The 24,050-nt window shown below is 54.6% G+C and carries 17 protein-coding genes and 1 tRNA gene; 12 read left to right on the forward strand and 6 right to left on the reverse strand.

The genetic code is table 11. The annotated features are described in order from the left end of the window. Positions 1–5 precede the first annotated feature (5 nt). The 7 genes from RGM3321_RS16160 (at position 6) to RGM3321_RS16195 (ending at position 7,612) form a co-directional block, all read left to right on the forward strand. On the forward strand, positions 6–1,883 hold the full coding sequence (locus RGM3321_RS16160) for a glycosyltransferase family 39 protein (RefSeq protein ID WP_244393882.1): 1,878 nt from the start codon (positions 6–8) through the stop codon (positions 1,881–1,883). Positions 1,884–1,897: 14 nt separating this feature from the next. After that, entirely contained in the window at positions 1,898–3,001 is a 1,104-nt protein-coding gene (locus RGM3321_RS16165) for a DegT/DnrJ/EryC1/StrS family aminotransferase (RefSeq protein WP_244393883.1), read from the forward strand. Beyond that, positions 2,998–3,948 (forward strand): glycosyltransferase family 2 protein, encoded by a 951-nt coding sequence (locus RGM3321_RS16170; RefSeq protein WP_244393884.1) that lies wholly within the window; start codon positions 2,998–3,000, stop codon positions 3,946–3,948. Before RGM3321_RS16165 ends, RGM3321_RS16170 begins: the two co-directional genes overlap by 4 nt. Beyond that, positions 3,935–4,885 carry a WxcM-like domain-containing protein gene (locus tag RGM3321_RS28400; protein WP_044294149.1) on the forward strand — a complete coding sequence of 317 codons (951 nt, stop codon included), beginning with the start codon at positions 3,935–3,937 and terminating at the stop codon, positions 4,883–4,885. The genes RGM3321_RS16170 and RGM3321_RS28400 overlap by 14 nt, the downstream gene beginning before the upstream one ends. A 7-nt stretch (positions 4,886–4,892) precedes the next feature. Next, positions 4,893–5,294 (forward strand): GtrA family protein, encoded by a 402-nt coding sequence (locus tag RGM3321_RS16185; protein WP_244393885.1) that lies wholly within the window; start codon positions 4,893–4,895, stop codon positions 5,292–5,294. 211 nt (positions 5,295–5,505) lie between these two features. Further along, entirely contained in the window at positions 5,506–5,985 is a 480-nt protein-coding gene (locus RGM3321_RS16190) for a hypothetical protein (protein WP_122693527.1), read from the forward strand. 52 nt (positions 5,986–6,037) lie between these two features. Next, complete coding sequence (locus RGM3321_RS16195) at positions 6,038–7,612, forward strand: hypothetical protein (RefSeq protein ID WP_244393886.1); 1,575 nt, start codon at positions 6,038–6,040, stop codon at positions 7,610–7,612. A 75-nt stretch (positions 7,613–7,687) separates the two neighbouring features. Here RGM3321_RS16195 and RGM3321_RS16200 read toward each other — a convergent pair whose 3' ends face one another. Together RGM3321_RS16200 and RGM3321_RS16205 are read right to left on the reverse strand one after the other, a co-directional pair. After that, positions 7,688–8,689, reverse strand: coding sequence for a glycosyltransferase family 2 protein (locus tag RGM3321_RS16200; protein WP_279614034.1), 1,002 nt, complete (start codon positions 8,687–8,689; stop codon positions 7,688–7,690). A gap of 176 nt (positions 8,690–8,865) precedes the next feature. After that, entirely contained in the window at positions 8,866–10,923 is a 2,058-nt protein-coding gene (locus RGM3321_RS16205) for a methyl-accepting chemotaxis protein (protein WP_244393887.1), read from the reverse strand. A gap of 338 nt (positions 10,924–11,261) precedes the next feature. Here RGM3321_RS16205 and RGM3321_RS16210 point away from each other — a divergent pair, with 338 nt between their 5' ends. Next, positions 11,262–12,383 carry a J domain-containing protein gene (locus RGM3321_RS16210; protein WP_244393888.1) on the forward strand — a complete coding sequence of 374 codons (1,122 nt, stop codon included), beginning with the start codon at positions 11,262–11,264 and terminating at the stop codon, positions 12,381–12,383. Positions 12,384–12,500: 117 nt separating this feature from the next. Beyond that, positions 12,501–12,577: transfer RNA gene (locus RGM3321_RS16215), tRNA-Met, on the forward strand. 217 nt (positions 12,578–12,794) lie between these two features. Here the strand turns inward: RGM3321_RS16215 and RGM3321_RS16220 are convergent. Then, positions 12,795–14,879: an ATP-binding protein gene (locus RGM3321_RS16220; RefSeq protein WP_244393890.1), complete on the reverse strand. Its 2,085-nt coding sequence runs from the start codon at positions 14,877–14,879 to the stop codon at positions 12,795–12,797. After that, positions 14,869–16,368, reverse strand: a complete 1,500-nt coding sequence (locus RGM3321_RS16225) for an ATPase domain-containing protein (protein WP_244393891.1) — start codon at positions 16,366–16,368, stop codon at positions 14,869–14,871. The genes RGM3321_RS16220 and RGM3321_RS16225 overlap by 11 nt, the downstream gene beginning before the upstream one ends. 300 nt (positions 16,369–16,668) lie before the next feature. Between RGM3321_RS16225 and RGM3321_RS16230 the strand changes: the two genes are divergently transcribed. Continuing rightward, positions 16,669–16,932, forward strand: coding sequence for a hypothetical protein (locus RGM3321_RS16230; protein ID WP_005747060.1), 264 nt, complete (start codon positions 16,669–16,671; stop codon positions 16,930–16,932). Between the two features lie 151 nt (positions 16,933–17,083). Here the strand turns inward: RGM3321_RS16230 and RGM3321_RS16235 are convergent, their stop codons facing one another. Next, positions 17,084–18,964 (reverse strand): methyl-accepting chemotaxis protein, encoded by a 1,881-nt coding sequence (locus RGM3321_RS16235; RefSeq protein WP_244393893.1) that lies wholly within the window; start codon positions 18,962–18,964, stop codon positions 17,084–17,086. 375 nt (positions 18,965–19,339) lie between these two features. Between RGM3321_RS16235 and RGM3321_RS16240 the strand changes: the two genes are divergently transcribed. Continuing rightward, positions 19,340–21,262 carry a methyl-accepting chemotaxis protein gene (locus RGM3321_RS16240; protein ID WP_244393894.1) on the forward strand — a complete coding sequence of 641 codons (1,923 nt, stop codon included), beginning with the start codon at positions 19,340–19,342 and terminating at the stop codon, positions 21,260–21,262. A 138-nt stretch (positions 21,263–21,400) separates the two neighbouring features. On the opposite strand, the gene RGM3321_RS16245 is transcribed toward RGM3321_RS16240, so the two are convergent. Further along, positions 21,401–22,165 carry an SDR family oxidoreductase gene (locus RGM3321_RS16245; protein ID WP_058408019.1) on the reverse strand — a complete coding sequence of 255 codons (765 nt, stop codon included), beginning with the start codon at positions 22,163–22,165 and terminating at the stop codon, positions 21,401–21,403. 464 nt (positions 22,166–22,629) lie between these two features. On the opposite strand from RGM3321_RS16245, the gene RGM3321_RS16250 reads away from it, so the two are divergent. Next, on the forward strand, positions 22,630–23,898 hold the full coding sequence (locus RGM3321_RS16250; RefSeq protein ID WP_244393895.1) for an OprD family porin: 1,269 nt from the start codon (positions 22,630–22,632) through the stop codon (positions 23,896–23,898). The last annotated feature ends 152 nt before the right edge of the window (positions 23,899–24,050 follow it).

Consider the following 24,050-nt stretch of genomic DNA (forward strand, 5'->3'; position numbering starts at 1 on the left):
CGCCCGTGTTTGAAACTAATCATTCAGATCATCAAACAGGCTGGTCCAGCACTCGTTACCAACGAGTGCTGGCCATTACCTATTTCATCCTTCTGGCGGTTTGGTCGGCGGGAATTGCCTTTAATGGTGCACCTGATGAGTCAACGCACTTCTTTTTACTGGAATACCTGAAATCGTTCCATTCCCTGCCAGCAGCCAGTGCGCCGACTCAAGCGTTTACAGGAGGTATCTCGGGATACACTTGGCAACCAGGTGAGTTCTGGTATCACGGTCTGCCATTCCCGCACGTCATTGGTGCGCTGATCAGTTCATACAGTTTGAGCTGGATAGTGCCGAGCGATCTGGGTTATCTGGCTGCAAGATGCTTTAACTGGATACTGGGCGCAGTATTTATCTGCGCCTTGTTCCGCATAGCACACCGGGCAGGCATGTCGAAAAAAGCAGCTGCCCTTGCAGCGCTGATCATCTCGCTGATCCCGCAGGTCGCCTTTGTTTTTTCTTATTTCAACAGTGACGCCTACGGGCTGATGAGCGTTGCATTGCTTATCAGTGCGCTACTAGGTTTTCTAAAGGCACCGAATAAATTGACCGCCGTCTGGCTAGGCGGCGCGATGGGGCTGATGTTTCTAGCCAAGTTGTATTTGCTGCCTGCATTGGTTTTCGTGGTAGTAATGCTTGCTACGCAGCATTTTTTCAGAGACAAAATCCTGAAACAGCGTGTTGTGCCAATGCTAACAGCTGCCGCAATCGTTTCCGTGCCCATGCTGCTTGTTACCTATCTGAAATTTGGGGAGATCTCCGGAATCTCTGGGCAGATCGATTTTGTGGCCCTGCACAGAAATAATCCTGCCGCAGGCTTTGGGACCTGTTATATCGGGTGCTCCGGGCATCTGCTAAACATGGAAAATGTCAGCCCATGGCTGGCCCTCACATTGACGAGCTACTTTTCTACCACTGGCTGGATGAATATATTTTTGCCGTCTACCTATTACATGGGCGCGGCAGTGTTGTTCATCTTGCTTGTCACCATGGCGACGATTCAGACAGCGCGTATTTATTCACGCGATAACAAGCCGGTATTTCTTCTGAATTTTCTGCTACCGCTGATCATGATACTGGGTCTGTTCCCGTCGATTATCCTGCTCAGTATGCTGGCATCTCAAAACTCTTTGCCACAACCGCAGGGTCGATACCTGTTTGTGACCATACCTTTTCTAGCGCTGCTCATTGCCTTCGCAACCATGAGCCGGGCTCGTGCTAGAAACGCTAATTCGTCGGTTAGAAATGCCAGGTTAAGCCAGTTTCACGTGAAGTGCCTCATCGCAGTGACGGTATGGATGGCCTGGACAAATGTGGTGGCCTGGAAGGAAAACACGCTGAGCTCCAGGAACATCCAGAAATCAGCCATCGGCAAGTCAGTGAGCGAAGCCGTCATAGAAAGCAACGCGACAAGAAACCCGGGTACCGACAGCCTCAGTGCAGCGCAATTGGCAGACCGGCTGTCGCTGAGCAACGGGGAGTTTTTCCTGAAAGCCCCCTTGGACCACGCCCGCGCAACGGGCACCCTCGACGAAGTGCTCAAAACTTCCGACGGCTGGATACTTAGGGGATGGAGCGTTCCTCCACAGACAGACGGCTCGCCTGAGTACATCATCGCTGTAGAGGCTGGAAAAATTGTGGGCGCACTCAGAGTCGAAGGCAAGCGACCGGATGTTGCTGCAGCATTGGGCAATAAGTCAGCCCTTCGCAGCGGCTATGAAGGCACTGTCCCTGCTCTGTCAAGCCCCGACAAATGTGATCTGAAACTTTATACTGTCAGCTCAACCTTCAAAGTTTTCGCCATGCCTGATGTGTGCGAGTTCATCAGTCGTTCGTCTTACTGATTATGGAAATTCCAATGGAAAATATTCCCCTTTTCTCAGCTACCAAAGCCAACGCCGGACTCGATTTCGCCACGCCGTTAAAGGCCGTCCTGGACAGTCACTGGTACGTTTTGGGTAACGAGGTAAAGCTTTTCGAAGAAGAGTTTGCAGCGTATGTCGGTGTCCAACACTGCATTAGCGTGGCCAACGGTTCCGACGCACTGGAGCTTGCACTCAAAGGCTTGGGCATCGTTGTTGGTGACCGTGTAGTCGCCGTAGCGAACGCCGGGTTCTATGGTAGCACTGCGATCCACGCAGTAGGCGCAACGCCTGTTTACGCAGATGTCGACCCTGCTACATTGACCCTTTGCAAAAATTCTCTTGAAGCTGTAATAGCCAAGGAGAAACCAGCGGCTATTATTGTCACGCACTTGTACGGCCAACTGGCAAACATCGAAGAGATCGTTAAGATCGCCTCTGCCGCCGGTATTCCTGTTCTTGAAGACTGCGCACAATCCCATGGCGCGCGACGTAATGGTAAGCAGGCTGGTAGCTTCGGCGCAATTGCTTGCTTCAGCTTCTACCCCACCAAAAATCTGGGTGCTCTGGGTGACGGTGGCGCAGTCGTTACTGCTGATGACGCTCTGGCTGCACGCATTCGCCAGCTAAGGCAGTACGGCTGGGACCAGAAATATCGGGTTGCTATCCCTGGCGGACGTAACAGCCGCCTTGACGAAATGCAGGCTGCAATACTTCGCATCAAGCTGCCTCATCTAGATGCATGGAATGAACAGCGCCGCTCCATAGCCAAGCGCTACAATGAAGCCTTCGCCGGGCTCGATATCGAACTTCCAGCCTCAGTATCGGAAGACTACGTTGCACATCTTTATGTGATTCGCGCGAAAAATCGGACTGTTCTGGCTGCTGCGCTCAAAGAGAAGTCCATCAGCACTGATATCCACTATCCGATTGCCGACCATAAGCAGCCAGCTTACTCGGTGGTTCCGTCCGTGGCTCTGGACGTAACCGAGCGTACATGCGATACCGTCATCTCCCTGCCCTGCTTCCCTGGCCTGACCGATGAAGAAGTCAATCGCGTCATCGCTGCGGTCACTGCGCACTTTTCCAAGGAGATATGATTTTGCTGACGTTGGTCATTCCCGTCTATCGTAATGAGAGCAATCTGCCCGACTTGCTCGTTGCTGTGACGGCGCTTGATAAGCAGCTAGGACACGACCTGGAGGTCGTGTTCGTTGTGGACGGCAGCCCTGATCGCTGTTACGAAATACTCAGGGAACAACTGCCGTCACAATCGTTCAAGTCCAAGCTGATCCTGCTGTCCAGAAACTTTGGGTCATTCATGGCGATCCGTACGGGTCTGCAGCATGGTACTGGCGACCGTTTTGCGGTAATGGCTGCAGATCTTCAGGAGCCGCCGGAACTGGTTCTGGAAATGAACACGGTACTGATGCGCGGCGATATCGACGTTGTGGTTGGTGTACGTGAAGGTCGTCAGGACCCATGGGCAACGCGGACGGCTTCAAAGATTTTCTGGGGCTTTTATCGTCGCTATGTCATTCCTGAAATCCCGCCAGGCGGCGTCGATATGTTCGCCTGCAGCAAGGCTTTTCGGGATACTCTGCTGACCCTTGAAGAGCGTCATAGCTCTCTCATTGCGCAGATATTCTGGATGGGCTATCGCCGCGAGGTAGTCACCTATACCCGACAGGAACGGGTTCACGGTACTTCTGCGTGGACATTGCGTAAAAAAGTCAATTACCTGATGGACAGCGTATTCTCCTTCACGGATATGCCTATACGTATATTGACCCGCGTCGGCGCATTCGGCTCTACGTTCGCGGCTCTGTTCGGTGTATTCACACTGATTGCCAAGCTTGAAGGCAGGATTGAAGTACCCGGCTACGCAATGATCATGCTGGCCATCACCTTCCTCGGCTGTTTAAACCTGCTGGGATTGGGAATCGTCGGCTCTTATGCATGGCGCACATACGAAAATACAAAGAATAGACCCTTGGCTATCCCGATGCGGATTGAGGGATTTGGAGAAACACATGAGCAGCGGTAAGGATTTCTTTGTTCACAGCCACGCGCTGTGCGAGTCCGAGAATATCGGGAAAGATTCGCGGGTGTGGGCGTTCGCGCATATCCTGCCAGGCGCAAGCCTTGGTAGTGAATGCAACGTCTGTGACAACGTTTTCATTGAGAACGACGTTATCATTGGCGATCGGGTGACGCTGAAATGCGGCGTACAGGTATGGGACGGCATTACCATTGAAGACGATGTCTTCATCGGCCCTAACGCCACATTTACCAATGACCTGTTCCCACGCAGCAAAGTCTATCCACAGAGTTTCGCCCGAACCATCATCAGAAAAGGCGCCTCACTGGGCGCTAACTGCACGATTCTTCCGGGTATCACCATCGGCATCAACGCCATGGTCGGCGCAGGCGCTGTAGTAACACGCTCTGTACCACCTAATGCGATAGTCGTGGGCAATCCGGCCAAGATCATTGGTTACGTGGACGCCAAACCGGTCAATGCCAGTAGCGAGACACGTCCGGAAAAAGCCGCGCCAGGCGTAACCGCCACGTCGGTGAAAAACGTTACCCTGCACACCATGAATGAAGTGGCAGATATTCGCGGTAGTCTGTCGGCGGGCGAATTCGAGCGATCGGTGCCCTTCAAGTCCGAGCGTTACTTTCTTGTGTACGATGTGCCAACTGCCGAGACCCGAGGCGAGCATGCGCACCGTCTCTGTCACCAGTTTCTGGTTGCCGTAAAGGGCTCTGTTCATGTGGTAGCGGATGATGGTGTCAATCGTGAAGAGTTTATTCTCGACAAGCCGAATCAGGGCATCCACCTGCCGCCGATGACGTGGGGTATTCAGTATCGCTACTCTCAGGATGCCGTGCTGTTAGTATTTGCTTCGCATTACTATGATGCGGGGGACTACATTCGTAATTACGAAGAATTTAAAACCCTAATCGCAAACGCTGAATAATGGCACGATGATGAATCAGGCTGTTTCAAAATTCTTAAAACAGGATTTTGCCCGTTTCCTGATGTCAGGCGGTTTCAACACCGCCCTGACCTACGGACTCTATCTTGTTCTGTTAATGTTCCTATCCTACAACATAAGCTATACGATTTCTTATGTGTCTGGAATATTACTAGCCTATATCATGAATCGTTTTTTTGTATTCAAGAGCCATCAAGGACTGCGTTCAGTCATTCTATTGCCGCTTATATACGCTTTTCAGTATTGCTTGAGCCTGGCCATACTTTGGTGCTGGGTCGAACAACTTAAACTGGATGCAAGGTTGGCACCATTGGCAGCAATAGCACTGACACTTCCCGTTACGTTTATCCTTTCAAAACTTGCCTTTTCGGCCGGAACCGCGTCACGATAGTGCAAGTCCTCTAAACGTATATCCCACACACTCTGTATTTCACCGTGAAGAGCGTGCAACCCCATAAAAACTTGATGCGTCTACAGCGCTGCCAATGCCCAAGGGAGAAGCATCAACTGCTTTGGATTGGCCGTTCAGGATTCGAGATGTGCAAAAAGTTGGCTCGTTTATAAACCAATACTCCAACACCCTGTATCTCTAAGGAAAAACCATGTACAAAACCCTTACGGCCATCTGTTTTCTTACCCTTCTATCAGCCATCATCTCTGGGTGTGATAAGAAACCGGATAATGCATCAAGCTCGCCAAATGCCAAAGTCACTCACTATTCATTCGACAAATGCAATATTGATTCGATCGCGGGAAAAACAGGGGCGAGCATCTACGTCAATCGAGAAGTGGTTGAATTTAATGGGTGGGCCTTCGACCCATTAAAAAATGAAGCCCCCAAAGAAATCAGGCTCCGCCTGACGGGCTACAAAGGCGCTCCCGACACGTTCAAAGACCCGGTCATTATTGATCGTCCCGATTTGGTAAAGGCATTCAAAAACGACAAACTTCTGAAGTCCGGATTCTCATTCAAAGCAGACCTGTCTTCATTTGAATCAGGCGGCTACAGCGTGGTTTTAGAAATACCTGGAGAAAACTCGTCTAGCCTATGTCAATCTAAAGTCTTGCTCGTCATCAAATAACCAGAAAGCACTTCGCCTCCTTACGACAGCTATACCTTCAAGGCCGAAAACTATGGACAATGCAACAAAAGAGCGAACCCTAAACAGCTTTATGCTGCTATTGATATCGGCTACTTTTGTCGTGGGGAATTTTCTGTGGCAGGGCCATGATGGATTTAATCTTTGGGATGAAGGCTACCTGTGGTACGGCGCTCAACAGATCATCAAAGGAGAAGTACCCGTTCGAGATTTCATGGCCTATGACCCAGGTCGCTACTACTGGTCCGCGGGATTCTTTGCGCTTATGGGTGACACAGGCATCGTAGCGCTGCGTGCAGCCGTTGCAGTGTTTCAACTGCTAGGTGTCTATGCAGGGCTCTGGACAATTTCCATCGCGCTAAGATCTAACACGGCAAGAAGACTTGCTTATCTGTGCATCGCGGCTATCACACTCATGGCCTGGATGTATCCGCGGCATAAGATCATTGACATGTCCCTCTCGATGATCGTAGTCGCCAGCCTAACTTTTCTGCTGTTGAGTCCTTACACGAAACGTTACTTTTTTCTCGGCGTCATCGTCGGCATCGCTGCCGTGTTCGGCCGTAACCACGGTGTGTATGCCGCTGTTGCAAGTCTGATAGCCATGGGTTGGCTGGCAATTAAATCACCGACGCCCGATAACCGTTTGACGGACATTGCGGCTTGGGCCGCGGGTGTAGTAGTTGGCTATCTTCCCGTATTAGCCATGTGCCTTTTTATACCAGGCTACTTTACAGCGTTCATCGATACGATTGTCTTCATGCTTGAGCAGGGTAATACGAACTTACCTCTTCCGATACCTTGGCCATGGACGGTGGGTTTTGGTACTGCCGGAGTCGTCATCGAAACAAGGTGGTTCCTGATCGGACTGTGCTTCATGGGGTTGATAGTATTTGGAAGTGGTGCACTGGCGTGGGTCTTCAAAGAGCGAATCAAGGGGCGCGCTGTGCCTCCAGAACTTGTGGCCGTTGCCTGCGCAACGCTGCCTTATGCTCACTATGCTTTCGCCCGAGCAGACGTGGGACATCTCGCACAGGGAATATACCCTTTACTCTTGGGTATCTTTATTATTCTAGGGACACTTCACTCAGAAACTTTAAAGTGGGCACTGGCCGTACTTACGAGTGTCGTCAGTTTATTCATTCTGGCCGCTTGGCAACCCGGGTTCCTTGCTCGCACCCAAGACGGATGGACCTCGGTAGAGGTGTCCGGATCGAGCCTGTCCATGGACCCCAGCACGGCTGAAGCGGTACATCTTCTGAGGGATCTGACCAATCGCTATGCTCCAGCGGGCAGAAGCGTACTGGTGTTACCTTTCTGGCCGGGAGCTTATCCCTTGCTGGGGCGCGATGCGCCGCTCTGGGAAATTTACGCACTCTCGCCTCGTAGCGAGGCTTTTCAACGAGCTGAAATTCAACGCATAAAGAAGGCTGATCCCGGTTTCGCATTAGTCTTCAACATGGCGATGGATGGACGAGAAGAACTCAGATTCTCAAATTCGCATCGATGGATTGACGAATACATTCACACCCATTTTGAAGCGATCACGAATTCACCTAACGCGGCTTATCAGATCTACAAGGCACCCGATAAAACAGAGGCTCACTGATTTACGTAAACGCCGAAACTCGTTCCGCTAGCATTAAATGGTTGTAACGGTTGAGGGGGGGATTGTTACTCAACCTCAAACTCTGTCCAGGCACACCGCCAAGACCAGGCTCAGATTGCCCTGCACAGTCTGCCGGTGAATCCCGGATTTTCGAAGCGTGTACACGCGCTTGAAAAAACGCTGCTTACGACCGTTTTCAAAATACCCCAGCACGTGCCGGCTTTCCTCAGTGAGCACACACTCCATGTCCTTGAGGATCGCCACGTTGGCATCGTTCCACTTGGCAAATCGCCCTGAAAGCATTTTTCGAAATCGTATTAGCCTTTCTCGAGTGCTCGCATTGGCCCCGATCAGGTTTCCGCGGTGTTGGCGATAGTAAAGGCAGGGGGCGGCGTCGTAGAACACTTGGCCGCCGCATCCTGTAACCAGAAGATACGTGAGCCAGTCATGGGCGATCAGGGGAGCGTGTTCAGGCAATTTGGCCAACAAACCACGGGCCGCTTGGTTGATCAGCATCGTATTGGCACCAGCCAGACTCTGAACCAGGGCATTTTTAAAAGACGGCGTTTTTTTGAAGAGCGGAGAAACCCCGATGACCTTCAAGTCTGCATCGACCAGCCGGGTTCTGGAGCAGTAAAGCGCCGGTGTATCGGGCTTCAGTAGCTCAAGGTGCCCCACGCTTCTCTCCAGCTTGTCGCTGAACCAGACGTCATCCTGATCACTGAACGCGAAATAATCGGCTTTTATTTCAGGACGCTGAACTAGCGAGACAAAATTCTCTGCAAAGCCCTTGCAAGGCCCGCTGAAAATAACTAACCGCTCGCGCCCCCAACGGGCCTGGTAGTCGGAAAGTATGCCCACGGTGTCATCAGTCGATGCATCGTCGGAAACATAAACAACCCAATTGCGAAAGGTCTGAGCGGAAAACGATTCGAGCTGCTCACGGAGGTACGCGGCCCCGTTGTACGTGCACATCAAAATAGCGACGCGAGGGCAGCCTGGCGCCTCGGATAAACCTCGACGTCTTAGCGGGCTGACACCATCTGCCCTGTATTTTTCGGTGAGCTGCGTTCTCAAGAAACCTTTCGCCTGCAAAATCCGCGCATTTTACGCCTTGTGTCGACTCCCGTCAGTCATCAAATGGTTGAATACATATCCGCTGATCCAACTTTTTAGATCACGGCCACAAAAACGGAAAAACCGGCTGGGTATGGCCACGCCGGTTTTTCAGTCTAACGTGGTAAGCCGCGCAATCACCCCAACCGAAACCGCGCCGTATTGTCATTCAAAGCCCGACTGCCCTGACTCAAGGTATCCGCCGCCTGATTGACCGCGCGCGCACCTTCGAGCAAACGCCCGGCTGCCTGATCGACCTGCTGGATGTTGCTGCTGACCTCGTCGGCGGTCGAGGCCTGTTCCTCCACGGCCGTCGATATTTGCGCCAGCGTATCGGCAACACCCTGCACTGCCGTGGCGATTTCGCCCAGACGAACACCCAGGCCGGTTACCGATTGCGCATCGTTGACGGCTTGTCCACAGGCGGCTTCCATCAGGTTCACTGCCTGAGTCACGGTGGAGCGCAAGCTGTCGACCGTCCCGGCGATCTGAGCGGTCGAGGCCTGCGTACGTTGCGACAGGCTGCGCACTTCATCGGCAACCACAGCGAACCCGCGCCCTTGCTCACCTGCCCGCGCCGCTTCGATCGCTGCGTTGAGCGCCAACAGGTTGGTCTGCTCGGCGATACCGCGAATGGCGTCCACCACCGATTGAATCTGTTGCCCCTGCTCGCTGACCCGGCCCAGGGCAGCGGCGGTTTCGGTCAGGCGCTGATTGAGCTGCTGAATGCTGTCGGTGGTGCGCTGGCTGTCCTGGCTGCTTTGCTCGGCGATACGCCGGGTATGCCTCGCGCTTTCCGAGGCCTGCTCACAGCTTCTGGCCACACCTTGAGAAGTAGCGGCCAGCTCGGTTGCTGCCGCAGCGATCTGGCTGATCTGCTGTTGCTGGTCTTCGACCTCGGTCAGAGTCCCGCTGGACTGGGCATTCAGCGTCAGCACTGCATCGCCGACGCGTACGGTCTCCTGATTGACGCCCAGCAGGCTGGTACGCAGCTGTACAACCGCAACATTGAGCGCCCTGCTGATAGCGGCAAGCTCGTCACGCCCCTGCACAGCCACTTCAACACACAGATTGCCGTCACGCATGGATTCAGCCAGCGTGGTAATACCGCTGGCGCTGTTACGAATCGAGGATTGCAGGCAGGCGAACAGATAGATAGCAATGATCACCAGAACACAGAAGATCACCGCCATCGGGATGAACTCCATATTGGAGGTTTCATGGTAGTAATCGAGACGGCCGTTGAGCGCATCAAGCGACTGCCTGCGCAGATCCGCCGTACTGCCGGTCAAGGTGTCGATGCTCTTTTCAAACTCTTCCGGCTTGAGTTTGATGCTACCGCCGAAAACCCCGTCATCGATGACCTTCAGTTCGGTTTCCAGCACTTGCTTGACCGCAGCGTACTTGTCGGCCCAAGGCTGCAACTGCTCGGGGAGCTTGGATAACAGCAGGCTGGCAGCCTTCTGCATCTGATCCTTGGAATCATCGATGCGACCGCGCAGATCGCGCATCTGCAAGCGGCTCTGCAAGCTGAACTGACCCGAGGCCACCGACGTCTGCCCCACACTCGACAGGCGGCCGATACGCTCGATCAGATCCGGTACTTGCTGAGTGGAAAGCTGCATGAGCATGTAGGTTTCAAGCCAGGGGTCGAGAATCAACCCGCTGTCCATTGCGATCTGCTCGCGCAGCGCCTGAACCAGGTTCAGCACCGTCGTGAAGCGCTCGTAACCATCGGGCCACCAGCCCACCGTACGCAATGACGCAGTGTCCAGACCGGTGACGGCCGCCTGAAGTGCCTTGAAACGGTTCATCGTGTCGGCAGGTGCGTTTTCGCGCTTCAATGCGGCATCAACGCCTTCCAGGGCTTTGGTGATACGCGGGATGCCTGCATCGACATTGGCCATCGCAGCTTTCGCGGCCGGGGTCGGTTCACGCAGAATGTCGGCAGCTTTCCAGCGTGCGGCATGGTCGCGCTGGGCAGCCAGTTCAATATTCAGATCGTCAAGCGCCAGCAGCTGACGCACGCCCGATTGCTCTCCGGAAATGACATCGAGCTTGTTGCTGTACTCCTTGGTGATGACCCATGCGCTGCCCGCCAGCGGCAACATGAACAGCAGGAACAAGACCTGAAACTTGCGAGCAAAACCAAAATGTCCCATCAGGCGCATGCCTGGTGACAGAAGACTGTTCATGTCCTGCGACTCCCCGTGAACACCTGCCGGATCTGAGCAAACAGAGGCGATGCTTTTTTTAAAAAAACGCTAACAGCAAAATGCCATGTTCTTGTTTCAATGGCGATACGTGTCGCCTCACATTGGTACGAAAAGCACGGCCGATGATGGGTTTTCATGCCAAATTACGCAGCAATTGACGTATCACCGACAGTGAAGCAAGAAGCGGACCGTACACGAGGCTGGAAAGGTTCTTTCAGGGCAGCAAAATATTTATCCCGAACAGGGCACTGGAAACGTAAACTTCGACAAACTGATTGATCACGTCCTAGCGGTCCCCTCGTCAAGGAGGTCTTGCCATGACCACACCGCCCGCCTCACCGCGTATCGTCGCGCAACCGTCCAGGCCTCAACTGAGCGCCGGTCAGAAGAAATTCAACACGTTGATGGAAAAGCTCGAAGCCAGGCGAAAACTTTTGCAGCAATGGCTCGTTATTTCAACAACCTGCGAAAAGCTGTGGATCGAAGAGCTGGTCCCGATGATCAGCGAGCAGGCCGAGAACGAGATTAACAAACTGCGCCTACTCGACGTGGCCTTCGATCAGTTCCGCCTGAGCAAGAAAGACAGAGCCACGTTACTGGAGATCATCTGTGTCATGACGATGTCGCTCATGGGCGGCGAACACGATGAAGAACTGAAGCAGCTCTACCTCAAATACACCGGTAACGATTACGACGAGGATGAGCGCCTGCAAAACCAGTTGTTCAAATCCTCACTGGAGGAAGAGCTGGGCGTGGAGCTGGGAGACGATGTCGACCTGAACTCCATAGATGATGTGACCCAGCACATTGAAGAGAAACTGCGCGAGCAGGCCGAACAGGCGCAAAGCACCCAAAAGCCGAAGAAGCCCACTGCCAGCGAAATACGTCGTGAACAGGAAGAGGCAGAAGGCAGTCAGTCATTGCGCGAAATCTACCGCAAACTGGCCAGCGCCTTGCACCCGGACCGCGAGCAGGATGCCGATGAGCGCGAGCGGAAAACGGCGCTCATGCAGCGGGTCAACGAAGCGTACGAAAATGACAACCTGCTGGCGCTGCTGCAAATGCAAATGGAGATCGAGCAGATCGACCAGACGCATATCGATAACATCACCGACAAACGCCTGAAGCACTTCAACCGTATCCTGAGCGAACAACTCAGAGAGCTGGAAGACGAGATCCACGACCGCAAAATGCTGATCCGGGAACAATTCCTGATGGACCCCTATGAGGACATCAGACCCAAGACGGTCAATGCAAAATGTGCGAAGCAGCTCAAGGCCATACGCGAACACCTCGACGACGCGCAAGATGAACTGGACGCACTGACTGACCCGAAAAGCCTTAAAGCCTGGCTCAGGGATCAGCGCGACATGGCAGAGATGCTGGAGCGGGTAGAAGAATTCGATGATCTGGAGCTGATGGACACCCTGCTCCGGTAAAAGCCCGAAAAACGTGCCTTGCGCGAGGGCAGCCAGCTAACCGGTTGATCGCACGCAATTATTTTTCACAACAACGCTTGACACATATGCGTTCTCCGAGAATAATGCGCGCCACTTGGCTACATAGCTCAGTTGGTTAGAGCATAGCATTCATAATGCTGGGGTCCGGGGTTCAAGTCCCTGTGTAGCCACCAAGTACCGAATGACAGATTTCAACTGAAATCTGTCATTCAACAAGAAGCCCGCCTCGTGCGGGCTTTCTTGTTTCTGGCTTCCATCCGGATCTACCCCGACCATCGCTACCGTGTACGCCCTCTTCAACGCCTCAATAAAAATTGAACCGGGAAGTGGGTAACAGGCTAACGACACGAGGCTTGTTCATCGACTGGCTACAGACGTACGCCGGGACGCCTACTCCAGAACCACACTCACATCGCCTTCCAGCATGCTCGCCACCCTGACAGCAAGCGACTCCAGCGTGAAGGGCTTCGTCAGAAGCTGCATATAGGGGCCGAGAAAGTCAGCCCTGGTCAACGCGCCCTCCGCATACCCTGTCAGAAATAAAACGGGCAGGCGCGGCCTGAGTTGTTGAAGAATTTCGGCCAGTTGACGACCGTTCATTCCTGGCAGTCCGACATCCGTGAGCAGAAAGTCGACCTTTTCCAGGTCGTTGAAAACCCTCAAGGCCTCTTCGCCGTCACGTGCGACGTGAACCCGGTATCCAAGCTCCTCCAGAACCTCCTGGTTGATCAAGCGCACAGACTCGTCATCTTCGACCAGAAGAATAATCTGGCCCTGACCCGTGCTGAATTCCGGGGAAGTAACCGGTGGGTCCGATTCAACTTGCTTATGTCTGGGCAAACAGATTGAAACGGTCGTTCCTATTCCGACTGTGCTTTCGATTGAAAGACGTCCATTACTTTGATTGGCAAACCCATAAACCATCGATAGTCCCAAGCCTGTGCCTTGACCAATAGGCTTGGTTGTGAAGAAAGGCTCGGTTACCTTATCCAGCATATCCTTGGGAATGCCATGCCCTGTATCGCGCACCTGCACGCACACATGCCGTAAAGGGTCGTCCTGATCGTCCTGCTCCACGCACGTAGCAATGGTTAACTCACCGCCATGCGGCATGGCGTCTCGCGCGTTGATCACCAAATTGAGTACGGCGTTCTCCAATTGGTTGGCGTCTGCAAAAATCCAGGGATCTTCGCGACTCAAATCGAACTTGATAATGATTTTTTCGTTGACTGTTTTCTGCAGCAGGTCGGCAAGAGCGTTGATGAGTTTATTGACCGACACCGCTCTTTCATCGAGGGACTGGCGTCGGGAGAACGCCAGCAATCTATGAGTGAGTGACGCGGCCCTTTGGGCTGAAACGAGTGCGGCGTCCATGAACCGCTCTACGCCCTCAAATCGCCCCCTGGCCATTCGGAGCTTGATCAGATCGAGCGAGCCGATCACCCCGGTCAGCATATTATTGAAGTCGTGAGCGATTCCGCCGGTCAATTGACCTACGGCTTCCATCTTCAAGGACTGTCGTAACTGCTCTTCTGCGCGGGCTCGCTCTTCACTCTCGGCCTTGAGCTGCTCAACCGCAGCGTTCAGCTCTTGCGTTCTGGCTTTGACTTGAACCTCTAGCTCTTCATTGAACCTGCGTAAATTCAGCTCAGCCTGTTTTTCGTCGTTGATATCGACGATGACGGAGGCCGCACCAATTATGTGGTGCTTTTCGTCATACAGAGGCACAGCACTGACACGCATCCATGACTCCCCACCACCATCCTGGCGATGATAAAAGTCCACGCCGGTTGCCGCATCCCCTCTCAGTGCTCTGGCGCCAGGGAACATGACGGGCTCCAGGCGCTGACCTTGCGCATCGAGCCCTACCCACCGTGCAGCACCATCTGGCTGCCTGGAAGGGATCACATTCTCCGGCACATATTGGCGATACAAAGGATTGCTTACCAGGGAGGTCCCTTGAGTGTCCATGAAGCACACTCCAACCGGGATATTTTCGAGCAGGATCTGCAACCGGGTTCGTTCTTCAGCCAATTGAATGAGACTTTGGCGCATCTCGAACTGACGCTCACGTGCTCGCCAGGCTGCGGCGATCGCGCTCAATAACGAGGCCGAGCTGAGAGGCCGCTCCAGAACGATTACATGTCCTGCCGATTTTGGCAGCCTGCGCCTGGCCATCTCGGTGTCTCGCCCAGAAAGCCCTTTATTCGACGCGAGCAAGATGACAGGAATCTCCGACCATCCCGGTTGCAGGTCCAAAGCGTTTCCGAAACTCAGCACATCCCCGGAAAGGCTTTCTTCCGTGAGTATCACCAGGCCGGTGCTTTCACCCAGGGCAATTGAAAGCGAGGTCAGGTCGTGGTGAGCTTGAACGGGGTAAATATCGCCAAGCAGTTTACCGAGGCTGATTGCATCGCCCTTGAACGGCGCCACAACCATCAGGGTCTTGCGTTCAGATAATTGTTCAGTCGCCACGCTTTCGCTCTTCCATCAGCGGAAGGTTGGCACCGAAATACTCTGGAGTACCCGTCAAGACGCCGCGAAAATCGACTAATGGTGCACCGACACGAATACCCTTGGAGTCAATCCGGAGTTCGCGAATCGCGTCCTCATGGGCTCCGGTGCGGTGTTTCAGAACAGAGATGGCTTTGCGCAGACGCCCTTGCGCCTCGAAGAAGCGAATGAGGATGACAGAGTCCGCGACATAGGAAATATTCAGGTTGGTTGACATCGACCCTACCAGACCATGCTGAGGGTTGATCAAGAAAGTAACGACACCCAGTTGGCTCAGGTATGAAAGCAACTCGTGCATCTGCAAGATCAGTTGCTGTTCCTGCGGCATCGCCGCCATGTAGCCGTTAAGGCTATCAACAACGATCATGGTACTGCCGCGCTCTTCGACCTCTGTGCGAACCCGCCACGCAAATTCCCCAGGAGAAATCTCGGCAGGATCGATTTGTTGAATGATCAACTGACCGCTCGATACGTGGCGACTTAACTCCATGCCCATGCTGTCCGCCCGGGAGATCAAAGTAGCGATGCGCTCATCGAATTCGTAGATGGTGCATTTTTCACCTCGTGCGCAGGCTGCCGCCAGATAGGCAAGGGTTACGGTGGTCTTTCCAGAGCCAGCAGGCCCTGTGACCAAGGTACTTGTTCCCCTGAGCGGGCCACCGACCAACAAGTCATCCAGTTCCTTCACACCGCTAGGCACAGGCTCCGCTTTGAATGGGACATGGTGAGTGGCCGCAATCAACCTCGGATACACCTCCAACCCGCCTCTGCGAATAGTGAAGTCGTGAAAGCCTGCGACGAAATCAACGCCTCGTAGTTTTTGCACCTGAAGTCGTCTGCGGGCAGCACCGAAATCCAGCGTCAGCCTCTCAAGCGTGATCACACCGTGGCATAAGCTGTGAAGATGGTTATCTCGTTCACCTGTAGAACTCGTGAGATCGTCCACAAGCAAGACCGTGATATCCCGACCTGCAAAATATTGCTTGAGCGCCAACACCTGGCGACGATAGCGCAGAGGATCCTGAGCCAGAAGCCGCATCTCGGAAAGGCTGTCGAAGACTAGCCGCCTGGGCTGAAGCTTATCGACTCGCTGCTGAATAAGCTTGATGGTATCGCCCAGCTCCGCCTCCCACGGATGCAGGATAGACTGCTCGTACTCATCGCCCAGCACTTCCTCCGTTGAGGAAAACTCGAACAAATCAATGCCGTCTAATGACCAGCCATGTGAGTGAGCGACGCTTTCAAGCTCTTCGCTGGTTTCTGAAAGCGTGATGTACAAGACAGACTCGCCGGCCTTGACCCCATCGAGCAAGAACTGGAGACCCAGCGTCGTCTTGCCTGCTCCAGGTGTGCCCTCAAGTAAATAAAGCCTGTTGTTCGGCAGACCACCTTTAAGGATCGAGTCAAATCCGGCATTGCCAGTTGAGACAATCGGGCGAGGTAGGGTCATTTTAGCCTCAAGGAATAATGTGAGAGCACGTGCAGGCTCTGCAGTATGGGGCTCCCCTCAAAGCTGCGCCATTGGCAGATGAGCCTTTTTCAAAATAAATTGAACTTTAAGTGAAAAAAGATTACGTCAATTAAAATCGCTAGCATTTCGTGAAGATGCAATGACGCTATATTCCGCAGTTTATTCGCACTGTCGGTGCTTAAGCTGGGAGGCTGAATCAGCGCCTTCAACGTCGTCTGCCTGGTCTATACTAGAAAATGATGGCTCATGAAGGGCCAGCCTTTTTACAAGGAGCAAAGCATGCGCAAACTCGTACTCTCAATGACTGCCGCTCTCTTCCTCGCTGGCGCTGTGGCGCCCGCGGCCTTTGCGGAGAGTGAGCTGGAAAAGGGCGTCCGACACGATAACCGTGAGCTGGACAAGGGTGTTGATCATGACGCCAAAGAAGTGGACAAGGGCGTAAAGCACGATGCTGACGAGGTCGACAAAGGTGCAAAGCATGATGACAAGGAACGTCACAAGGCTGACAAGCACGTCGATAAAGAGGTTAAAAAAGATCTGTGAAAAAAAGCCTGCCACTGAGCAGGCTTTTAGAGTCGGACGATGTGGGACGGTTCAGCGAACCCGCTAAAAACTCACACTATCGCTTGCAGATTACCTGCCGCAAAAGCCGGACCCCACATAAAGGGTCCGGCCTCTGTCACTGGATGTACGGTCAGATCTTGAAGCTGTCGACCAGTTGTTTCAAACGACCTGCTTGTTGCGAAAGCGCAGCACAATCCTTGAGGGTTTCATTAAGATTGGCCACACCTTGCTGGTTAAGCGTATTGATCTGATTGATATCGATGTTGAGTGTTTCCACAACCGCGGTCTGCTCTTCCGTGGCCGCGGCAACCGACTGGTTCATGCCATCGATATCGCCGATTCGACGCGTTACATCGCGCAGACGACTGCCCGCCTGATTGGCAACTTCAACACTTTCCTGACTCGACACCTGGCTTTCGTTCATGTTGAGCACGGCATGCTGAGACCCTGTCTGCAGGCCGCCGATCATCTTGTGAATTTCATCGGCCGATGTCTGCGTGCGATGCGCAAGGTTGCGCACTTCGTCGGCCACCACGGCAAAACCACGTCCGGCTTCACCCGCGCGGGCCGCTTCGATGGCAGCGTTGAGCGCCAGCAGGTTGGTTTGCTGTGAGATGCCTTTAATCACATCCAGAATGTGGCCGATATTGTCGGTACTGGCATTGAGTTGCTCGATCTGCGTGCACGAATCACTGATCTTGGCCGACAGCGTGCTCATGGCGTTGATCGTTTTTTCAACCACCACCTGACCGTCTTCAGCCTGGGTTCGGGCCTCACTGGCCTGAATCGAAGCGTCCGATGCATTGCGGGCTATCTCCTGGGTGGCGGCACCCAGCTCGTTGATCGCGGCAGCCACGCTGTTGGTTCGGGCACTCTGTTCGTCGAAGCCGACGATTGAAGAGTTGGAGGAATTGACCACCCGCCGCGACAGGTCATGCACCTGCAGCGTTGCGGAAGAGACTTCCGCGATGGACGCATGCACGCGCTCCACGAACTGATTGAACGAGCCACCCAGCTCGGCGAACTCGTCCTTGCCCTGAATGCTTAGACGACGGGTCAGATCACCCTCGCCCTGGGCGATGTCCTGCATCGCACGACCCATGTCGGTCAGCGGCCGCATCAGCGCACGGATCAGCAGGCTCAACAGCAAGGCAATTACGGCCACCGCAATCAGTACGGCGACCATCGCCGAGCTGCGGAACTGGCTCAACGGTGCATAGGCCTTGTCTTTGTCGATCGACAGACCGATGTACCAGTCGGCCGAAGGCAGCCCGGTGATCGGGGTAAACGACAGCAGCCTGTGCTGGCCGTTGAGCGTGACCTCACGCAAGCGTGCATCCAGGCTGATAGTCTGCCCAGGGTAAATGTCCTTGAGGTTTTTCATCACCTGGTCCTTGTCGGGGCTGACGATGACCTGCCCGTCCCCGCTGACCAGGAAGGCATAACCGAGCCCGCCGAACTCGACCGAGTTGATGATTTTGACCAGCGTGTCCAGGCTCAGATCACCACCGACCACGCCGGTTATCTGGCCTGCGCTCTTGACCGGGCTGGCGATAGTCACCACCAGGCCGCCCACGGAAGCCAGGTAAGGCGCGCTGAGAATGGTTTTGCCGGCGTCGACTGTGGATTTGTACCAGGGCCGCTGCCGCGGATCGTAACCCGCCGGCATATCGACATTGGGCCGCTGGGTGAACGCGCCCTTGCTGTCACCGACGTAGGTGAATTGAAAGGTCGACACCAGTGAGGACTGCGACACCAGCCCGCTCAGATCGGAATTGATCCCTTGGAAGGCCACGTTCTGGGTGAGATTTTCCAGCACCAGAATGCGTCCGCTCAGCCAGTTCTGCACACTGCTGGCCGTCAGTTGACCCGCCTGGCCCACTGAGGATTCGAGGTTCTGATTGATGCTGGTACGTTGCAGGTAGTCGTTGTACAGGGTGAACAAGGCAAAGGCCAATACCACAACCCCGGCCGCAGCCAGCAGAATTTTATGACGAAACTTCAAGTTCATAAAAAGGCATCTCAATGGGACGGAAAGAAGGCTCGGATGCCCGCGCAACTTGTGGCATGGAAATGTCATGCCCTGCACACGCAATGAACCCACAACGGATAAGGTTTCTACAGTCGCGAGCATAGACAATATATTGTCGTTGCTCTGGAAAGCGGCGCTCTATTTCAATGATTTCAACGGTTCCTTATAACGGCGCGCGACAACAATTGATAGGCCCTGAACACGTCTTTCAAGCGACGTGAAACTTTCTCTTTTTTTTATTTCAGCTTGGCCACCCCCTGCCGATAGTGTCTGTATACCTTGCCCTGCCCCTGACCTGTACGCCATGCCTCTCAGGGGCCCTACTGCTTTAAATGGCTGTTGTTGGAGAATTCAATGAGTAGCTGGTTTGCAAATATCAGCGTCAATATGAAACTGGCCCTCGGGTTCGGTCTTGTACTTGTTTTTACTGCAATTCTTGCACTGACTGGCTGGACCAGCATGAGCGGGCTGATCAATCGCAGCAACTGGATGAGTGACATTACTTCACTCAATGCACAATTGACCAAACTTCGGGTAACACGCCTGCAGTACATGGTGGCCGACGGCGACGAGAAGGTCGCCGAAACCGTCCAGTCCTCACTGGACAGCTTCAAGGCGTACCAGGAGAAACTGCTGACCTCGTTCAAAAGCCCCGAAAACGTGAAAATGCTCGAGCAGCTGGCAGGGGTGATCGCTGACTACCAGAAATCCCTGAACAACATGCGCAGTGGCTACAAGGCCAGCACGACAGCGCGTGATGAACTGACCACGCATGCCGTCAAAAGCCTTGAGGTGTTCGAGCAGCTTCAGGCTGAAGTCAAAGACATGGACCCGGCTGACGCCAACCGATTCGAGCAATACCGGATCGTCACCGATGCAAAGGATGACTTGAGACTCGCACGCTATGAGGTGCGCGGTTACACCACCAATGCCACCCCCGAAACAGAACAGGCAGCCGTCTCGAAACTGGATGCGGCCATCAAGGATCTCGATGCGCTGAAAGCGAGCTTCAGCGGTACCCAGGCCGATCAGCTCAGGCAGTTGGAAAGCTCGCTGACGGCCTACCGAACGACTCTGCAAAACTTCAAGGTTGCCACGGGCAACATTGTCCAGGCACGCAAGGAGATGACCACCCAAGGGCAGGACATCGTCAAGATCAGCGAAGCCATGTATCAGTTGCAACTGGATCGCCGCGATCAGGAAAGCGCACAGGCTCGCACCACGCAAATCACCTGCACCCTGTTGGCGATCATCCTGGGCATCATTGCCGCCGTCGTCATCACCCGGCAGATTACTCGTCCCTTGCAGGAAACCCTGGCAGTGGTCGACCGCATTGCGTCCGGCGACCTGACCCAGACCCTGACAGTCACCCGCCGCGACGAACTGGGTGTTCTTCAACAAGGCATCCAGCGTATGGGCACCACCTTGCGCGAGCTGATAGGGGGCATTCGCGACAGCGTTGTGCAGATCGCCAGCGCCGCCGAAGAGCTGTCGGCGGTCACCGAACAGACCAGCGCCGGCGTAAACAGCCAGAAAGTCGAAACCGACCAGGTGGCGACCGCCATGCATGAGATGTCGGCAACAGTTGCGGAAGTGGCCCGAAACGCCGAACAGGCTTCGCAGGCAGCGTCCAACGCCGACCGCGAAGCGCGCGACGGTGACAAGGTCGTGGGCGAAGCGATTGTGCAGATCGAGCGTCTGGCCAACGAAGTGGGTCGCTCGGCCGATGCCATGAACCAGCTGGAGCAGGAAAGCGACAAGATCGGCAAGGTCATGGACGTCATCAAGGCTGTGGCCGAACAAACCAACCTGCTGGCCCTCAACGCGGCCATCGAAGCGGCCCGCGCCGGGGAAGCCGGACGTGGTTTTGCCGTAGTTGCCGACGAAGTCCGCGGCCTGGCACAACGCACGCAGCAGTCCACAGTCGAGATTGAAACGCTGGTTGCAGCCCTGCAAAGCGGTACGCGCCAGGTCTCCAGCATCATGCTGAGCAGCCGCGAACTGACTGTCAGCAGCGTACAGCTCAGCCGTCAGGCCGGTACATCGCTGGGCAGTATTACCCAGACAGTGTCCAACATTCAGGCAATGAACCAGCAGATCGCTGCCGCAGCCGAGGAGCAGAGTGCCGTAGCAGAGGAAATCAGCCGCAGCATCGTTAACGTCCGCGATGTGTCCGAGCAAACGGCCTCGGCCAGCGAAGAAACCGCTGCCTCCAGCGTCGAACTGGCACGCCTTGGCGGGCAGTTGCAGACGATGGTCAGCCACTTCCGGATCTGATATCCCGCAACAACTTTCAAGCCCGGCGTCTGCCGGGCTTGTTTGTTTCAGGCAGGTGTAAACACAGGTTTGAATTCAACGTAGCGACGCAACCCGGAACATTTCCGGGCTGCGAGCATATGACCCTCGTCGACGGCATCAAGCCTGCGGCGGCTGTCCGTTGGACGCTGACAATCCGCCATCCACCGGCAAATTCACGCCAGTCACGAAGCGTGCGTCTTCACTCGCCAGGAAGGCGATGACATCGCCGACATCTTCAGCTTCGCCTGGACGCCCCAGCGGGATGCGCTCCATGAATTTGGCCATCAGTGCCTTGTCGCCAAGCATGTCTTCCGTCAGCTCGCTGCGAGTCAGTGACGGGCAGACGGCGTTGACGCGCACACCGTCGGCACCGTGGTCCATCGCCAGCGCGCGGGTGAAATTGGTGATTGCGCCTTTGGCCGCGTTGTAGAAGCTCATGCCCCAGTCGCCGCCCAGGCCGGAAACCGACGAGACGTTGATGATGTTGCCTTTGCTGGCGATCAGCGCCGGCATGGCGGTACGGGTGCAATAGAACACGCCATCCAGGTCCACTGACATCAGTTCTTTCCAGTCGTCTACGCCCAACTCGGTAACTTTGCCGGACTTGACGATACCGGCGTTATTGACCAGCACATCCAGACGCCCAAAGTGCGTAGCGACTTCCTTGAACAGCGCTTCCACATCGCTTGGGTCCGCCACATCGGTAGCACGGACCAAATGACCTTCGCCCGACAGTTGCGCGGCCACTTTTTCCAGCTTGTCGCGATTACGGCCTACCAGTACGACGCTTGCACCTTCCTGGGCAAAACGCTTGGCGGTAGCTTCGCCTATCCCGGAACCGGCCCCGGTCACGACAACAACTTTCTGGGTAAAACGATTCATGCAGCAGCTCCAAAAAAATAATGGGGTTATGAGGTGGACTGTCCGGTTGCACGCAGCGTTCAGTCCAAATCATTCACTGCTTTACGAGGGGTTAAAATCAGGTGAATCGGTAAACCTCGACTAACAGCGCGTTGACAAATCGAGACCGCGCTGCAAATATCACTACGGTTGTACGACAACCTATAACGCCAAAAATAAAAACAAGACTGGGCCAACCATGAAAACTCTCGTCTGTACGTCTGCGCCACCGATTATCAAAGCCTCATCTATTCCGGCCGTTTCGCAGCACCCGACATCCTTTCAGATTCACAACATTCGCTGATACATCGCGAACGGTACTCGGCCGTCTGTCGGTCGAGGCCATGCCTGGCAACAGGCATCACGTAATCCTCAAAGGTGTCGGCTGCTGCTTGCGCGCGGCCAGAAAAGAGGACGGTTTCGATAAATGAGGGAGCAAAACAATAATGACATCTCACACTTCCCGCCCACGCATCCTGCTGGGTGTTGGCGGCATGACACTGATTTTCCCGATGCTCGGCATGGCAGAAGGGTTCGTCGACGATACCAAAGCCACACTTACGCTGCGTAATGCGTACTTCAACCGCAATTTCACCAACCCGGCCTTTCCCAACAGCGCAGCGCCGCAGAACAAAGCCGAGGAATGGACACAAAGCTTCATTCTCGACGCCAAGTCGGGCTTCACCCAGGGCGTGGTTGGTTTCGGGGTTGACGTGCTGGGCTTGTATTCGCTCAAGCTCGATGGAGGCAAAGGCACCGGGGGCACTCAGTTGCTGCCGATCCACAGCGACGGTCGCCCGGCCGATGATTTCGGCCGTCTGGGCGTTGCAGGCAAGGCGCGGGTTTCCAAAACCGAACTGAAAGTCGGCGAATGGATGCCGGTGCTGCCGATTCTGCGCTCCGATGACGGTCGTTCGTTGCCGCAGACATTCCGCGGTGGCCAGGTGACGTCCAAGGAGATCGACGGCCTGACGCTGTATGGCGGGCAATTCCGTGGCAATAGCCCGCGCAACGATGCCAGCATGGAAGACATGTCGATGAACGGACGAGGCGCGTTCACGTCCGATCGCTTCAACTTCGGCGGTGGCGAGTATGTCTTCAACGACAAGCGTACCCAGGTAGGTGTCTGGTACTCGGAGCTGCAGGACATCTATCAGCAGCAGTTTTTCAACCTGCTGCATAGCCAACCGCTCGGCGACTGGACCCTGGGGGCTAACCTGGGTTACTTCATCGGCAAGGAAGACGGAAACAAACTGGCCGGCGACCTCGACAACAAGACCGCCTACGCATTGCTCTCGGCCCGCTATGGCGGCAGCACGTTCTATGTCGGCCTGCAAAAGCTCACCGGCGATACCGCATGGATGCGCGTCAACGGCACCAGCGGCGGCACGTTGGCCAACGACAGTTATAACTCCAGCTACGACAACGCCAAGGAGAAGTCCTGGCAGTTGCGCCATGACTATAACTTCGCGGTGCTCGGCGTACCCGGCCTGACCCTGATGAACCGCTATATCAGCGGCGACAATGTGCATACCGGCAACATCACCGACGGCAAGGAATGGGGACGGGAGTCTGAACTGGCGTATACCGTACAAAGCGGTGCACTCAAGAACCTGAACGTCAAATGGCGCAACTCCAGCCTGCGTCGCGACTTCAGCACCAACGAATTCGACGAGAATCGCGTGTTCGTCAGCTACCCTATTTCGCTGCTCTGAAATCTGTGGCAAAGCCCGCCTGAAAGCTCGTCTGCAGAGGCAGGTTTTGCCTTGTTACAAATGTTTTTGCGCAGGCGGGCACACAGGTCGTTTTTATACTTTGGCCGCGTTGACAATCAGCGTATGCGGTGCAGATAATTCGGCAAGTCATA

This window comes from Pseudomonas sp. RGM 3321 (assembly GCF_022836805.1).
Classification (GTDB): domain Bacteria; phylum Pseudomonadota; class Gammaproteobacteria; order Pseudomonadales; family Pseudomonadaceae; genus Aquipseudomonas.